This window comes from Draconibacterium orientale, assembly GCF_900111425.1.
GTDB lineage: Bacteria > Bacteroidota > Bacteroidia > Bacteroidales > Prolixibacteraceae > Draconibacterium > Draconibacterium orientale.
Genome location: NZ_FOHT01000002.1, coordinates 1 through 15,700, shown reverse-complemented (window position 1 = coordinate 15,700; position 15,700 = coordinate 1). Strand labels below are relative to the sequence as shown.

Annotated in this window: 14 protein-coding genes; 10 read left to right on the top strand and 4 right to left on the bottom strand. The window is 41.4% G+C overall.

The window, feature by feature from the left end; genetic code table 11:
- Positions 1–134: 134 nt before the first annotated feature.
- The 6 genes from BMW53_RS01560 to BMW53_RS01535 all read left to right on the top strand — a co-directional run bounded on the left by BMW53_RS01560 (position 135) and on the right by BMW53_RS01535 (position 6,191).
- Positions 135–698: a hypothetical protein gene (locus BMW53_RS01560; RefSeq protein ID WP_051567739.1), complete on the top strand. Its 564-nt coding sequence runs from the start codon at positions 135–137 to the stop codon at positions 696–698.
- Between the two features lie 75 nt (positions 699–773).
- The gene (locus tag BMW53_RS01555) at positions 774–1,577 is read left to right on the top strand and encodes a hypothetical protein (protein ID WP_038557789.1); all 804 of its coding nucleotides are present in this window, start codon (positions 774–776) and stop codon (positions 1,575–1,577) included.
- 107 nt (positions 1,578–1,684) lie between these two features.
- Entirely contained in the window at positions 1,685–4,660 is a 2,976-nt protein-coding gene (locus BMW53_RS01550) for a SpaA isopeptide-forming pilin-related protein (RefSeq protein ID WP_038557791.1), read from the top strand.
- A gap of 45 nt (positions 4,661–4,705) precedes the next feature.
- Positions 4,706–5,263 (top strand): hypothetical protein, encoded by a 558-nt coding sequence (locus BMW53_RS01545; RefSeq protein WP_139177995.1) that lies wholly within the window; start codon positions 4,706–4,708, stop codon positions 5,261–5,263.
- 2 nt (positions 5,264–5,265) lie between these two features.
- Positions 5,266–5,790, top strand: a complete 525-nt coding sequence (locus BMW53_RS01540; protein WP_038557795.1) for a hypothetical protein — start codon at positions 5,266–5,268, stop codon at positions 5,788–5,790.
- Between the two features lie 65 nt (positions 5,791–5,855).
- Positions 5,856–6,191, top strand: coding sequence for a hypothetical protein (locus BMW53_RS01535; RefSeq protein ID WP_038557797.1), 336 nt, complete (start codon positions 5,856–5,858; stop codon positions 6,189–6,191).
- Between the two features lie 158 nt (positions 6,192–6,349).
- On the opposite strand, the gene BMW53_RS01530 is transcribed toward BMW53_RS01535, so the two are convergent.
- Together BMW53_RS01530 and BMW53_RS01525 are read right to left on the bottom strand one after the other, a co-directional pair.
- Positions 6,350–6,739 carry a VOC family protein gene (locus BMW53_RS01530; RefSeq protein ID WP_038557799.1) on the bottom strand — a complete coding sequence of 130 codons (390 nt, stop codon included), beginning with the start codon at positions 6,737–6,739 and terminating at the stop codon, positions 6,350–6,352.
- Positions 6,740–6,802: 63 nt separating this feature from the next.
- Positions 6,803–7,459: an HD domain-containing protein gene (locus tag BMW53_RS01525; RefSeq protein ID WP_139177994.1), complete on the bottom strand. Its 657-nt coding sequence runs from the start codon at positions 7,457–7,459 to the stop codon at positions 6,803–6,805.
- 211 nt (positions 7,460–7,670) lie between these two features.
- Here BMW53_RS01525 and BMW53_RS01520 point away from each other — a divergent pair, with 211 nt between their 5' ends.
- The 4 genes from BMW53_RS01520 (at position 7,671) to pyrF (ending at position 12,603) form a co-directional block, all read left to right on the top strand.
- Positions 7,671–9,335, top strand: coding sequence for an AMP-binding protein (locus tag BMW53_RS01520; RefSeq protein WP_051567740.1), 1,665 nt, complete (start codon positions 7,671–7,673; stop codon positions 9,333–9,335).
- Positions 9,336–9,463: 128 nt separating this feature from the next.
- Positions 9,464–10,633 carry an AIR synthase related protein gene (locus BMW53_RS01515; RefSeq protein WP_038557801.1) on the top strand — a complete coding sequence of 390 codons (1,170 nt, stop codon included), beginning with the start codon at positions 9,464–9,466 and terminating at the stop codon, positions 10,631–10,633.
- An 8-nt stretch (positions 10,634–10,641) separates the two neighbouring features.
- Complete coding sequence (gene prfA, locus BMW53_RS01510; RefSeq protein ID WP_038557803.1) at positions 10,642–11,727, top strand: peptide chain release factor 1; 1,086 nt, start codon at positions 10,642–10,644, stop codon at positions 11,725–11,727.
- Positions 11,728–11,769: 42 nt separating this feature from the next.
- On the top strand, positions 11,770–12,603 hold the full coding sequence (gene pyrF, locus BMW53_RS01505; protein WP_038557805.1) for an orotidine-5'-phosphate decarboxylase: 834 nt from the start codon (positions 11,770–11,772) through the stop codon (positions 12,601–12,603).
- Positions 12,604–13,235: 632 nt separating this feature from the next.
- On the opposite strand, the gene BMW53_RS01500 is transcribed toward pyrF, so the two are convergent.
- Positions 13,236–14,711 carry a glycoside 3-dehydrogenase gene (locus BMW53_RS01500; protein WP_038557807.1) on the bottom strand — a complete coding sequence of 492 codons (1,476 nt, stop codon included), beginning with the start codon at positions 14,709–14,711 and terminating at the stop codon, positions 13,236–13,238.
- 329 nt (positions 14,712–15,040) lie between these two features.
- On the bottom strand, positions 15,041–15,595 hold the full coding sequence (locus BMW53_RS01495) for a fasciclin domain-containing protein (protein WP_051567741.1): 555 nt from the start codon (positions 15,593–15,595) through the stop codon (positions 15,041–15,043).
- Positions 15,596–15,700: the final 105 nt, after the last annotated feature.

Below are 15,700 nucleotides of genomic sequence, written 5' to 3'. Positions count from 1 at the left end.
TTTTCTTTGGCTGACTCTTCTCAGAAAAAGAGAGGTTTATTTTAGGCAATTTAAAGGAGAATTATCAGGTCGGTAAATTGTGCGAAAGCAAATATTATGTTCTAACTTTAGTGTGCTTAAAACAATAACAGCACATGAAGTTTCTATCGAAAATAATAATTGTTGGCATATTAGGCTTAATAACACTTAATAGTTTCGCACAAAATAGTGCTAAGCACAATATTGATATTCGAATTCCAGAAGTTGCTCTTTTAGGTTTGGTTGCCGATAATAGTAATGTAACCCGGATACATACAAAATCAAATAATGTTGCTGAAAATAGTGTTTCGTTCGCTGATGAAACTGATGTGAATTCAGTCTGGATTAATTATTCGTCAGTAAAAAAAACACAGTCTGCTCCTCGTAGAATTACCGCATTTGTTCAGGGAGATATTCCTGAAGGTATTCAGCTAAAAGTTTCGGCATCGGCAGCATCTCCGAATGGAAAAGGAGAATTGGGCCAGTCCAAAGGGAGTACGGTTCTTGGAGAACAACCAACAGAAATTATTGGTGATATCGGAAGTTGCTATACAGGGCAGGGCGTTCAACACGGTCACAATCTGGTTTATAGTTTAGCTATTGATGAAACGGAAGTTGAACTGGTAGCTTTGAACAATGAAAATGTTACTTTTAATATTGTATATACATTAGCCGATTAGAAAACGAAACGCTTATTCTTTAGAAATTGATATTTTTACCTCAATATTTACCATAAATAATTTAATATACGAACAATGTTTAATAGCCGAGGAATTTTAAAGTTTGTTTTCTTTTCGTTTATACTTCTTTTTTGTGGTTTTAATTCGTTTGGGAATATTGTTGTATTAAATGGGCTAACGCACGAAAAGAATGCAAATCCGGGCGAAACCTATCGAACCCAAATCGAGATACATAATATGTCGGATGAAGCAAAAAGTGTAAGAATATACTCCAGAGATTACTATTACTCTCACATCGGTGAAACACGACACGATGCCCCGGGAACAATGGACAGGTCAAATGCGAATTGGATAACTTACCAGCCGGAATTATTAAACCTTGGATCTGATGAAAAAGCAGTTGTAAATGTAGAAGTGCAAGTGCCTGAAAGCAACGATCTGTCTGGCTCGTACTGGAGTGTGATAATGGTTGAGGGAGTAGTGCCGCCGGATACAAGCAATACAGTTGGCGTATCGATTAGAACAGCAATACGTTATGCGGTGCAGGTTATTACTAATGTGGGGGGAGAAGGTATTCGCGATCTGACTTTTCAGGGATTGGAGTTGTCCAAAAATGAGAATGAAAACATGATAGGTGTGGTTGTGCAAAATAGCGGCGAAGTGTTGTTGAAACCGGAAATGTCGCTCGAATTGTTTGATGAAGAAGGAAATTCAGTAGCTACACTTAAGGCCGATAGAAGAAAAACATTGCCTGGCACATCCATAAAAATTACAATTCTGCTGGAAGGAATAAAACCGGGAGTTTATAACGGTGTTTTGGTTGCTGATTGTGGCGATGATAGTATTTATGGAACAAATGTTTCGTTTGAACTGCTTTAATGAAACGGGTATGACAAGTCATTTCACACATAAGCAAATGATTTTTCCGAAGCGTTGGGGCATGCGAGTTTCATCTGTTGCCATAATAAATAGATGATTCTTAACAGATGAGAAAGGAGATATTTCTTTTTACGTTTTTTTTATTCATCATAAACTCTGTTGTAAGCGGACAGAACACTCCTGTAGAAATAAAAATTTTAAAAGAAGGGTTGAAGGTCAATCCAACCCAGGTGGTGAATTTCCCGGTCATTGTAAAAAATACTGGCGACGAAGAACAAGCTATTGAGCTTACCTTAAATCTTCCTGAGGGGTGGAAAGCAATACTTCAGAAACAGGCAGCGAAGTTAACAGCAGGTGATAAGAAATTATTATTGTTTTCTTTTCAGGTGCCTGCAATGGCTCCACAAAAAGCATTTCCTGTTAATGTGAGTTTAAGTAGTCTTTCGCAGTCGCAAACCAATGCAATTTCCGAAACAACAATCGATGTACAAGAACGAGAAGACGTTTCGGTAATGTTGGTTTCTTCCGGCAAATATGTGATGGCTGGCGAGAATTTGCATGCCACATTCAGAATTCAGAATAACGGTAATGTTGCTAAGAATGTCTACCTGGAATCAACAAACTGCGAGATAGAAGGCAGTAAGGAAATTGAAGTTGCGCCGGGAGAATCCAAAGAATTTTCAGCTGTTTTGGCAACTAATCCTGAACTGGGAGCAACACACAAAAATTATTTATCGGTTAAAGCTGTTTCTGGTAATACGGTTTACGGAAGTGCTTTTCATTCCTTTGTGGTTTATCCCCAAAAAGATTATAAAAGAGATCCTTTCTTTAGATTTCCGGTAACTGTTTCATCGGCTTATCTGTTTACCAATCAGGATGATGAGCCGATGTCGGGATATCAGTTTGAGGTAGCAGGAGCAGGAGCTTTGGAACCATCCGGAAAACACCAACTTGAATTTTTGGCACGTGGCCCCAATAATAATAAGTTTAACTACATGGGCTTGTATGATCAGTACTATGTTGCGTATCAGAATCCCAATCTGAAGCTTACACTCGGAGACCGAACTTATCAGTTTACCCCATTAACCGAATCATCGCGATTTGGAACAGGCGCTGAGGCTCGCATACAGTTTAATAATGGTTTCCGGATTGGTGCTCTTTATGTGAAACCTCGTTTTTACGAATCGATAGATTATGAATATGCAGGTGTTGTAGGTTATAAATTTAACAAATATAGTCTGATTGATTTCTATTATATAGGTAAACAAATGTCGCTGCTGCCTGATATGATTCAAATGGCGAGTGTAAACACAAAAATCAAACCCTTTGCAAATACTTCTCTCGATTTGGAGTATTCGCGTGGGTATTATAATGGAGAGTCTGACGATGCGTATCGGGCAAACCTGAACAGCCGGTTTTCCATTTTCAGAATTGTGGGGAATTATTATAATACAGGCGAAAATTATCCCGGTTATTTTAATAACTCAAAGTTTTATTCTGCAAATGTATCAGCCCGAATCACAAAAAAAATAGATTTTAGCGTATACGCAAAAGAAGACTTTCAGAATGCTCAGCTCGATACATTTTTTACAACGGCACCGTATTCCCGATCTTATCAAACCAGCTTGAATTTTAAAGTTGCGCGAGATATCTCGTGGCGTTTCTACTGGCGGAATTACGAACGAAAAGATCGTTTAGATAAAGATAAGTTTCATTATAAAACGCGTTCGTTAAATACACAATTTAATCATCGTTATAAATTTTTGAGTTATGATTTGTATGGCGAATATGGAAAGACTGAAAATTTGCAAGCCGGAGAGACAAATAACCAGCAAAAAACTTACCGCTTTTCTTCGAACGTATTTTTTAGGATAAACCGGGTGCACTCCGTCCAGTTGTTCGGAAGTTTATCGAATGTAAATAGTTTTATTACCGACGATCAACGTACTTTTACCTTTGGTGGTTCGGCCCGTAGCAGGATTACAAGGAATTTGCAAGCCAGTTTGTATTTACAGAATTACTACGATATTGACCGGTATTACCAGAATCGAAATTTAATGCGGTTCAATTTTGAATACCGATTTCTTAAAAAGCATAAAATAACAGCAAATAGTTACTACACCCTGTTCCGAACTGAAACAGAAAATCCAACTTTGACGTTGTCAGTCGGGTATGCTTACCAGATGGGAATTCCGCTAAAAAGGACTGAGGAAGTTGGAGAATTAAAAGGGTATATAACTGATAATCGAGGGAATCCGGTTGAAGGAATGGTATTGAATATGTTGTCGGAAACTGCGCTGACAGACGAAAACGGACAGTTTTATTTTGCCTCGCTTCCGGTTGGTCGGCATCTTTTGTTTATTGATAAATCAAAATTAGCAATAAATGAAGTTACCAATATTCCGATGCCATTGGAAGTTGACATTGTTGGCGAAAAGGAGACTACAATTAATTTTGAAATAGCGCCCGGAGCACGTTTAACAGGTAAATTTCTATCGGACGAAAGTGAGTTGCCCGGAACAATTGTAATTGAACTAAAAAGCGAGTTTGATAATTTACGGATTTCGACAAAAAACGATGGTAGTTTTTCTTTTCCGGTTCTTCGGCCGGGTAACTACCTGTTAAAAGTTTACGAAGCTACCTTGCCTAATAATTATTCGTTGAGTAAAACGGAATATGCATTGGAATTGGAGAATGAACAGGAATTTGAATTGAAAATTCAGTTGGAGAAGAAAAAGAGGAATATTATTTTCAAATCGCAAGGTTTTATTCTTACGCCCGAAGTTAAACCTGTGAGTGAGAATAGGGTGCAAGCAAAAGCTGAAGTGGTTAAAAAGCTTCCTGAAACTAAATTTTATTCGGTGCAGATAGGTGCTTTTAAGCAAAAAAAGAAGAGAACATCGGCATATTTCGAAGAGCGAGTATTTGATTTTGAAAGACAAACTGATAACTTTCACAAATATTTTATTGGCGTTTTTGCCAATAAGCAGGAGGCGTTACAACTAAAAAGAGAACTGGAGAAGATTTATAAAAATCCTTTTGTCGTTTCAATTGATGGGGATGTTATTTTGCCAGAAAGATAATTTGATGTAATGAAAGTTTACTTGAAAATATACAATTATAAACAGATGAGAATTAGCAGCTACATAATTTTTGTTGCATTTTGTTTTTTGTGTTTGGGAAAAGTGCAGGGGCAGAATGCAACTGCAAATATCCGGTTTAGTATTCCCGAAGTTGCTCTTATTGATATTGAGCCCGGTGTTGATAATACTGTGCATTTTTCAGTAAGTTCAACAACCGAGTCGGGCGAGGCACCCGAGGTAACCGAGATATCCTCGAAATCTTTATGGATAAATTATACTTCGGCTCAACTCGATAATTCAGATGCACGTAGTGTTTATGCTGAAATTACCAGTGGCGGGCTTCCCAACGGACTTGAATTGGAGGTTGAAGCTTCAGTATATAAGGGAATAGGAAAAGGTAATATGCTTGGTACTAAAGAAGGCAAAATTGTTTTGTCGCAATCGCCGCAAAGGATTATTTCAAACATAAAAAACTGTTTTACCGGCGATGGAGAAGGCAATGGTCACGAGTTGACTTATACACTTAAAATTGCAGATTATTCTGAAATAGAATCTACTGACGATACTTATTTTGTTGTTATGTACACTTTAAGCGATAACTAGTTATGAGTAAGTTACTGTTAATAATAATAGGTCTGATAGCTGCACCATTTGTTTATGGGCAGAATTTTAATGTCACAGTGTCGGGTTATGTCGATTTTGGAGATGGATTAACTTTGGTTGGCGAGGCAGGTAGTGATTTTTCCACTGTGCTGGAATCGCAGTCAGATCTTGGCCTGACAGTTGCTTATAGTTCAGGTTCAGTTCTTGCTTATTTATTCAATCCGGACCGTCCGTGGAAACTAACGGTGGGAATGACTGGGTCTTCAGACTGGGATTCGGATGTACTACAATTGGAGATGAAAAGAAACGTATCATCGGGCTCACTAATTTATGGGTGGTTTGCCAGGCCCAAGTATATTGCAGGTTTCGAAAATTACGAAACACTTACAGCAGGAATTAATAGCGAAATTTATGGACGGCATGGTATTCAGGATATTCAGTTTAATTTCCGGATTAAAGGGGCTTCTGTAGTGTTAGGCGCTAAAGATTTTGAAACAGATGTAGTTTTTACTGTCTATGATAACTAACTTTAATAGCTGAAAATATTCCAGACAGAATCCGGGTGTAATATTTTTAAAAAAGTACTGAGTACATGCGAAAACTTTTCTACATATCACTTTTTATTGTTGCCTTATTGGCTTGCGAAGATCGTGAGCCGGAGCCAATAATTGTGCCCGAATGGCTAAAACCACGCCTGACCGAATTGGAGAGCTCGGGAGAATGTTACGGTTGCAGAGTGCAACGCTGGACATACAACGAGGAGTATTTTTATCACCTGTATTGCGATTACTGGTCGTGTTCCAATTGCGAGGTTTATAAAAGTAACGGAACGTTGGTTGAATGGGGTGAAACCATCGATCCTGTTGACTTTGAAGCAAACAAATACCGGCCCACTATCGTTTGGGAGTGTGGCGATGAGCTGGATTAATAATAATTTGCGCAAATCTGCGTAATCTGCGGGCAATACCGATGTGAAGTCGGAATGAGCCTTATTGAAGATAAATCTGCTCTTCAATCGGCATTAACCATTGTAATTTCAGCGTTTCGCTTAAGGCTCACACTGAAAAACAACTGGTGTAACTTTGTTCAGGCCATAATTTCCACACGATTGCCGTCCGGGTCTGAAATAATACTCTCATAACACCCGTCGCCGGTTGTGCGCGGCTCACCAATAACCTTAAATCCATCCTTTCGCAGGATGGCAGTCAACTCATTTACTTTATTTCTCGAGCCCACTTTTATGGCAAAATGAATAAGACCGGTGAACTGCTTTAACGGATTGTCTTTTGATTTCGGAATGCCCGGCATCTCCATCAGTTCAATGCGGCAATCGCCGTTAAAAGATAAAAAATACGAACGGTATTCGCGGCTGTGATTGTGGTACACATCGCTTGAAGAGGCGTCGAAATAATGCATGTAAAAACTGCGCATTCCCTCAAGATTGTATGTCCAAATGGCCAGATGTTCTACTTTCATACATAATTGTTTTTAAGCTTCCTAAATTTACAAAAGCAAACGCTTAAAAAACAATAGCTGCGTTTATTTTTTGCAATCCCACTCTAAAAAAAACTGCGCCAGAAAATCTTCCATAAAACGGTGGCGTTCTTCCGCAATTTCCTGAGCGGCTTTTGTATTCATGCGGTCTTTCAGCAGCAGCAATTTTTCGTAGAAATGATTGATGGTCGGAGCCGTGGTTTTCTTGTATTCTTCAAAACTGTTGTGAAGTTGTGGTTCGATATCGGGATGATGGAGCAAGCGCCCTTTGTTGCCTCCGTATGCGAATGTACGTGCAATGCCGATAGCACCAATGGCATCTAGCCGGTCGGCATCTTGAACGATTTGTGCTTCAAGGCTGTCGGCTTTTGTTTCAACGCCGGCTCCCTTAAACGATACTTGCTCAATTATCTGTTCAATTTTGTCAGCATCTTTTTTGTCGATGGAAATCTGCTTTAGCCAGCTTTTTGTTTTCGAAGTGTTTTCTCCGTTGCCCAGTTTCCAGTCGTCGAGGTCGTGAAGCAAAGCTGCCATTTCAATCAGAAAAAGATCGCCTCCTTCCTTTTTGCCCAGATGAACAGCCATATTTCGTACCCGGTGAATGTGCCACCAGTCATGTCCCGAGCTATCGGCTGCAAAGTGTTGCCTTATAAAGCTTTCCGTGGCTAAAACCAGCTCTTTTTGTTGAATATTAGACCCCATAATTCAAATTTTAGCTGTTAAATCTAATGTTTTAAACCATAAAAAACGTTAATATTTTAATTTTGATTTTTTAAAAGGCAGTATTTCAGTGGGTTATGCTGTTGATGTTTGGGGGCTTAGTTATAGAAGTCACATTGAAGAATTGTTTTTTTGCTATTTTTGCCGCGTTTATTTGAGCAGACAGACTTGCTTTAGAAGGGACAGAAAAAATATGATTGACAAAACAAGATTGACTTTGCCCGCATTGTTTTACAATTCGGTGGAGAAATTTGCTGATAATACGGCTGTAAAATTTGTTGGCGACGATGATTTCACCTACCGACAAATGGGGGAAGATGTGGAGCTTTTGGCCGAGCTCCTAGTAGAGCTAGGCATTGGAAAAGGCGATAAAGTGGCCATTTTAAGCGCCAACATGCCCAATTGGGGGAAAGCCTTTTTTGCGCTTTCGGTAATTGGAGCGGTTGCCGTTCCGATTTTACCCGATTTTCATTCGAACGAAATTGAAACGATTATAGAGCATTCGGAAACTAAATTACTTTTTGTTTCCGAAGGTTTATATAAGTCGGTGAGCCCGGGAGTTATAGCTATGGTTGAGCACATGGTCTTGGTGGATAATTTTGCCGTTATCCCAAAAGAAACACCGGCCGGTCATTTAAAAAAGTTAAAATCATCGGTGCCACAAACAACCCGGAAATTCTTGCCGGTTAATGTGGAGGAAGAAGAACTGGCATCGATTATTTACACATCAGGAACAACAGGTAACTCGAAAGGTGTGATGTTAACACACAAAAACCTGGCGTGGACGGCACAACAAAGTCGCACCCTGAAGAAAGTAACGCCGAATGACCGCTTTCTTTCCATATTGCCACTGTCGCATACATTGGAAAATACCGTTGGTTTTTTATTGCCGTTTATGTATGGCGCATCGGTTCATTATTTGCGTAAACCGCCTGTGCCATCGGTATTAATGCCGGCCTTAAAAATGGTACGTCCAACCATAATGTTAACCGTTCCGTTAATTATCGAAAAAATTTACCGTGGCAAAATACTCCCCGAATTTCAGAAAAGCTGGCTGACACGCTTTCTTATTGGTTGGGCTCCAACCCGTAAATTACTGCACAAAGTGGCAGCTAAAAAATTACACAAAACCTTGGGTGGCCATTTACACTTTTTCGGAATCGGAGGAGCAAAACTCGATCGCTCGGTTGAGCAGTTTCTGTTTGAAGGCGGATTTCCCTATGCTATTGGCTACGGTCTTACCGAAACAGCGCCTTTGTTGTCGGGAGCGGTTGGCAAGTTCCGGCGAGTTGGTTCGGCTGGAATTGCCATGAAAGGCGTTTCGTTACGTATTGCCAATCCCGATCCGGCAACCGGCGAAGGCGAAATTCAGGCTAAAGGAGAGAATGTAATGAAAGGCTATTATAAAGCTCCCGATATTACGAAAGATGTGTTTACCGATGATGGCTGGTTTCGTACCGGCGACCGCGGAATGTTCGACAAGAAAAATCTCCTGCACATAAAAGGCCGCATAAAAACAATGATTGTTGGTGCCAGTGGCGAAAATATTTACCCTGAAGAAATTGAATCGGTGATTAACAAAATGCGTTTTGTTATGGAATCGCTGGTGGTTGAGAAAAAAGGTAAATTAGTGGCTATGATTCACTTGAATGCCGAAGAAATTGATGAGCACTTTAAAAATCTAAAAGAGGAAGCGCAGCAATTTATTTCAGAACGATCGGATGAAATACTCCAGGAGATCATGAAAAAAGTAAACCAGGAAGTGAATAAATTTTCACGAATCAATCAGGTAGTGCTGCAGCCAATTCCGTTTGAACGTACGCCAACCCGAAAGATTAAGCGCTTTTTGTACGCTTAACTATCACGATATTTAATTAAAAGGGAAAGTCTTGTAAAGTCTTTCCTTTTTTGTTGGCCTACTTTGGGATAATAACTGACAATCTATCAGAATTTGTTACTTTTGTAACAACAAAAATCACGTAGTAAATGGTAACGGAATCAAGATATAGTGCCAGGGGTGTTTCAGCCTCGAAAGAAGATGTGCACGAGGCGATTAAGAATGTGGATAAAGGTCTTTTTCCAAAGGCATTCTGTAAAATCGTTCCCGATATTTTAGGGGGCGACGACGAATGGTGTAACATAATGCACGCCGACGGGGCAGGAACAAAATCGGCATTGGCCTACATGTACTGGAAAGAAACCGGCGACGTTTCGGTGTGGAAAGGAATTGCACAGGACGCACTAATCATGAATGTTGACGACCTGCTTTGTGTGGGTGCTACCGATAATATTTTGGTATCATCGACAATTGGCCGCAACAAAAACAATATTCCGGGCGAAGTTATCGCCGCCATTATTAACGGTACAGAAGAGTTGTTGGCCAACCTTCGCGACATGGGAGTTAGCATTTATTCAACCGGTGGCGAAACTGCCGATGTTGGCGACCTGGTTCGTACCATCATTGTTGATTCAACGGTTACCTGTCGCATGAAAAAGGCGGATGTGGTTTCGGCCGATAAAATTGCTGCCGGCGATGTGATTGTTGGTTTGTCATCATCAGGAACGGCAACATACGAAACAGAATACAACGGCGGAATGGGAAGCAACGGACTAACTTCGGCCCGCCACGATGTTTTTGCCAATTACCTGGCCGAAAAATATCCGGAGAGTTTTGATCCGGCTGTGCCTGCAGATTTGGTTTACTCGGGTGGAAAGAAATTAACCGAGGCTGTTGAAGGCTTGGATATCGATGCCGGGAAACTGGTGCTTTCGCCAACGCGTACTTATGCGCCGGTTATAAAAAAAGTGCTCGACAAGTACCGCTCGCAAATTTCAGGAATGATTCATTGTTCGGGTGGTGCTCAAACAAAAGTGCTGCACTTTGTCGACAATGTTCATGTGATTAAAGACAATATGTTCCCGGTGCCACCGCTTTTCAAATTGATTCAGGAGCAATCGGGAACCGACTGGAAAGAAATGTACAAGGTGTTCAACATGGGGCACCGTTACGAGATATACTGCAGTGCCGATGTGGCCGACGAGATTATTAAAATCTCAAAATCGTTTAACATCGATGCACAAATTATTGGAAAAGTTGAACCTTTCGATGGCAAGAAATTGACAATTAAATCGGAGAAAGGCGAGTTCATTTATTAAAGAAAACCATGGCAGAATACGCATTATTAGAAAAATTTGAATCGATAAAGCACCGCTTCTCGGAAGTGGAAAAGCAGATTACCGACCCTGAGGTGATTGCTGATATGCAGCGCTACGTAAAACTGAACCAGGAATATAAACACCTGCAAAAGTTAGTGGCAAAATTTCAGGAGTACAAGAACATGGTCGATAATATATTGACCGGAAAAGAAATGCTGGCCGAAGAAAGCGATGAAGAAATGCGCGAAATGGCGCGTGAGGAAATCGAGGAGTCGGAAAAACGCATCCCTGAAATTGAGAAAGAGGTTAAGCTACTGCTTGTTCCGGCTGATCCGGAAGATGCCAAAAATGCAATTCTTGAAATTCGTGCCGGAACCGGTGGCGATGAGGCAAGTATTTTTGCCGGCGACCTTTTCCGCATGTACAGCAAGTTTTGCGAGCAAAAAGGTTGGCGCCTGGAAGTTACTAACGCCAACGAAGGTACTGCTGGCGGTTTTAAAGAAATTGTTGCCAACATTACCGGCGAAGGTGTTTACGGCGTTATGAAATACGAATCGGGTGTGCACCGTGTGCAACGTGTACCTCAAACCGAAACACAGGGACGAGTGCATACTTCGGCAGCAACTGTGGCTGTTTTGCCTGAAGCCGATGAGTTTGATGTGGAATTGCGAACCGAAGATATCCGTCGTGATGAATACTGTTCGTCGGGTCCGGGTGGACAGTCGGTGAACACGACTTACTCAGCCATTCGGTTAACACACATTCCAACCGGAATTGTGGTAACTTGTCAGGATCAGAAATCGAAACTGAAAAACCTCGACAAAGCGATGGCAGAATTGCGCACACGTTTGTACAACATGGAGTACCAGAAATACATCGACGAGATTTCATCGAAACGTAAAACGATGGTATCAACCGGCGACCGTTCGGCAAAAATCCGTACCTATAACTGGCCACAAGGAAGGGTGACCGATCACCGCATTAACCTTACGCTTTACAACCTGCAGGCAATTATTGGCGGCGAAATCGATGAGATTATCGACAAGCTAATGATTGAAGAAAACGCCGCAAAATTGAAAGAAGCAGAAATTTAAGAACAATAAAATGGAGGTCTTCCGGCTTCCGACTTTTTTATCATGAATCAACAGCAACTATTTGAGCAGATCCAAAAAAAGCGCAGTTTCCTGTGTGTTGGTTTGGATACCGATATTCAAAAAATTCCGCAACACCTGAAAGATACATCCGATCCGATATTCTCATTCAATAAAGAAATTATTGATGCCACTGCCGAGTTTTCGGTGGCGTACAAACCCAACCTGGCGTTTTACGAAAGTCTGGGATCGAAAGGAATGGAAAGCCTGGAAAAAACGGTGATGTATGTAAAATCGAAATATCCTGAAATTTTTGTGATTGCAGATGCCAAACGTGGCGACATTGGTAACACATCGAATTTATATGCGCGGGCGTTTTTCGATCATCAGGATTTTGATGCGGTAACAGTTGCTCCCTATATGGGCGAGGATTCGGTAAAACCTTTTATGACTTACCTTGGAAAATGGGTAATTCTTTTGGCGCTGACATCAAATAAAGGAGCTTACGACTTTCAGTTTATCGAAGACAAAGAAAGTGGCGACAAGCTGTTTGAGACTGTTTTAAAAACTTCGCAAAACTGGGGAACTACAGAAAACCTGATGTATGTAGTTGGTGCTACGAAAGCCGAAAAATTGAAAGAGATTCGTGAGATCGTTCCCGATCACTTTTTGTTGGTACCTGGTGTGGGAGCGCAGGGAGGAAGTTTGCAGGAAGTGGCCAAAAACGGCATGAACAGCAAGTGTGGTTTGTTGGTGAATTCATCGCGTGGAATTATCTACGCTTCGTCGGAAACCGATTTTGCAACGAAAGCCGGCGCTGCAGCCGAAGAAGTTCAGCAAGAAATGGAAGTGCTGTTGAAAGAGGCCGGATTGATTTAGATTGTAAGTTAACGAAATAAAAAACGGGTAGTAAGTGATAATTTACTACCCGTTTTTTTTTGAGAACAGGGGCTTTAAAACTTTTGGGCATTAAGAGAATGCTATTGTTGCCTTTACCCCTTTGGCTGTAGCCATTTCCCCTCGCGAGGGGAAACATCTACATATCGAAGTCAGAGATATTGATATAGCGCAGAAAGAACAATCAACAATCGCTCCCCTTTTTAGGAGCTTCCGTCAGCTGACGGGTGAGGGGTAAAGAAAAATATCTGAGTTCCAAACCTGAGGCAGTTTGCCTAAGCGCTAAGCGGTTGAAACCCGCTAAGCGCTTAGAATCAAAAGCATAAAAAAGGGATGTCGTTTATTCGGCATCCCTTTTTCTTTTACGTCATTCTGAACTCCTGACTGCCGTCAGGCAGGTGTTTCAGAATCTTCTTCAAGTAGATCCTGAAATGAGCTGCCAATGACAAAGTTTTGAGCAAGACCCTGAAACAAGTTCAGGGTGACGTTCTTAGCGCGTATCGCAAAAATAACAAGGTACGTCATGCTGAACTCGTTTCAGCATCTTTATCATCTTCCTCATTATGCCCAGGTAATTGGGTGTACGCTCGGATAACTGTCGAATAAAACTGTTATTAAATCTGTTCCCAGCCTTTTCGGTAGGTGTGTCTGATCCATTCTTCGGCCATTTTTTGAGCCGGTAAAGTTTCGTATTGTTTATCAAATGTAGGATCGCCATTGATCACTTCAAAATTGTCTTTTTTCAATACGCGAATGGTATCCGACGGGCTGATGTTTGTAAAGCGCATGTTTGGCCCGTCCCATTCCAGTTTGCGCTGAAGGCTTTGCAGTCGAACAGCCAGTACGCCCATAACAACCATTTCGTTCAATGGTCCGGCATAAGAAAAGTTCGACGAAGCTTCAACCCGGGCATCTTTACTTTCTTTACAGGCGCGTATCCAGTCTTGTTCGTGGCCGCCTTCCATGGCATTCGAAATACGTCGGATCGACTTCTCCGGTTCCTCGAAATGCGCCATCTCCGAAGTTGGTAATAAAGTCGGATTGGCCGCGTAAGTGCCACACATAATTTTTCCGCGGGTACCGTAAAAGATACAGCCGCCGCCATCGTCGCCCATTTGTTCGCCATCTTTTAGTTCATCGGGGCGGGGAGGCATAAAGCCGCCATCGTACCAATGCACGGTAACTTCGGGCATGGCTACTTTTGGCAGGTTGTCGCGCCGATCAAACTCGTAACGAACAAACTCTGCGTTTGGTGCCGAGTCGTTGTTAAATGGCGTTGAGCTGCCTTCAACCGTTTTCGGATATTGTAAGTTCAGTGCTTTAAAAACAGGGTCGAGAATGTGGCATCCCATATCGCCGAGTGCTCCGGTGCCAAAATCCCACCAGCCACGCCAGTTCCATGGGTGGTAAATCGGATTGTATTCGGTAAATTTTGCCGGTCCTATAAACAAATCCCAGTCGAGCGTTTTGGGTACGCGTTTCCCTTTGTCGGGGCGGGTTAATCCTTGCGGCCAGATTGGGCGGTTCGTCCAGGTATCAACATGGGTAACTTCGCCAATTTTGCCGGCCCAGATCCATTCGCAAATCTGCCGGATACCGTCAGCCGAATTTCCCTGGTTACCCATTTGTGTGGCAACACCGTAGCGCGCTGCTGTTTCAGTCATAATCCGCGATTCGTAAACCGAATGCGTTAATGGCTTTTGCAGAAACACGTGTTTGCCTTCGCGCATGGCCATTAATGCCGGCAGGGCGTGGGTATGATCAGGTGTGGCAATCATCACGGCATCAATATCTTTTTGCTCTTCCAGCATCACCCTGAAATCTTTGTATTGTTTGGCCCGGTACCAACGCTCAAAAGCATTCCTGCCGGCGTATTCCCAATCCACATCGCATAACGCAACAATGTTTTCGGTTTCCATAAATTTCAGGTTGGTGAAACCTTTTCCGCCAACGCCAATTCCGGCAATGTTGAGTTTGTCGCTGGGAGGTTTATGCCCCAAGCCTGCAATTACATTTGATGGAAGAATGGTGGCAGCAGCAATACCTGTTGCTGTTGTGCCTATAAATTTTCTGCGTGATAAATTGCTCATTTTCTTGTTTTCGAAAAAATACCCGGAAAAATAGAAAAAATCTGAGGCTTAACCTACTTATACCAAAATTAACACCAAATAAGCCTAAAATTTCTATTCTTTTGAATTTTTACTGCGTTAAAAAATCTCGCCAGAACTTAGGCTATGACTCCATTTTTTGCCTTGTCTAAATCCAAAATCACTAAAAATTTTCCAGGCTCATTTGGAATTAAAATTGGTATGTTTAAGGTTTTTGAAGAAAGATTAACACTAATTTGCTGTCAACAAAAAAAAAGAAGCGACTGTTAAAGCCGCTTCTTTAAAGTTTCATGGCGTTGAAATTATTTAGATTACTCAATTGGCAGAATAACTGCATCGATAACATGGATGATTCCATTTGATGCCGAGATGTTAACAAAACCGGGAACCAGATTTGCAGTATTTCCAATTGCCCAAATTTTCAGATCTTTGTCAACGTTGAAGGTTGCTCCTTCGAGTAAGGTCTCAATCGTTTTAGGATTCTTTTTGGGAACCACACTGTTGGCCGCTCTTCTTCCGTCAGTAACATGATACAATAACACATTCAAAACTAAATCGGCCGGAAGGTCACTAATGCTTTCCACACCCAGGGCGTCGTAAAGAGCCATAAATGCGTCGTTGGTAGGTGCAAAAACCGTGTACTGATCAGTACCGTTCAGGAACATGTCCACCAAACCTGTTTCTAACTCTTCATCAACATAAAAAAGAGCTCCCACTAATTCTGAGAAACCGGCATCGATGGCAATAGCGGCAATGGAAGCATCACCCGGAGGAAGTGATTTTCCTGCTTTGAGCATTGTGTCATCACTAAATTCACTTTGAGGGATGTAATCATCGTTTTCTTTTTCACAGCTTACAAATGCCATACTTACAATATTGAATATCCGTAAATACTCATAATTTGATTTATTTCATTATCTTTAAGGTAGTTAAAACGATATAGATGAACCTATTTACTTTCACAGCACATT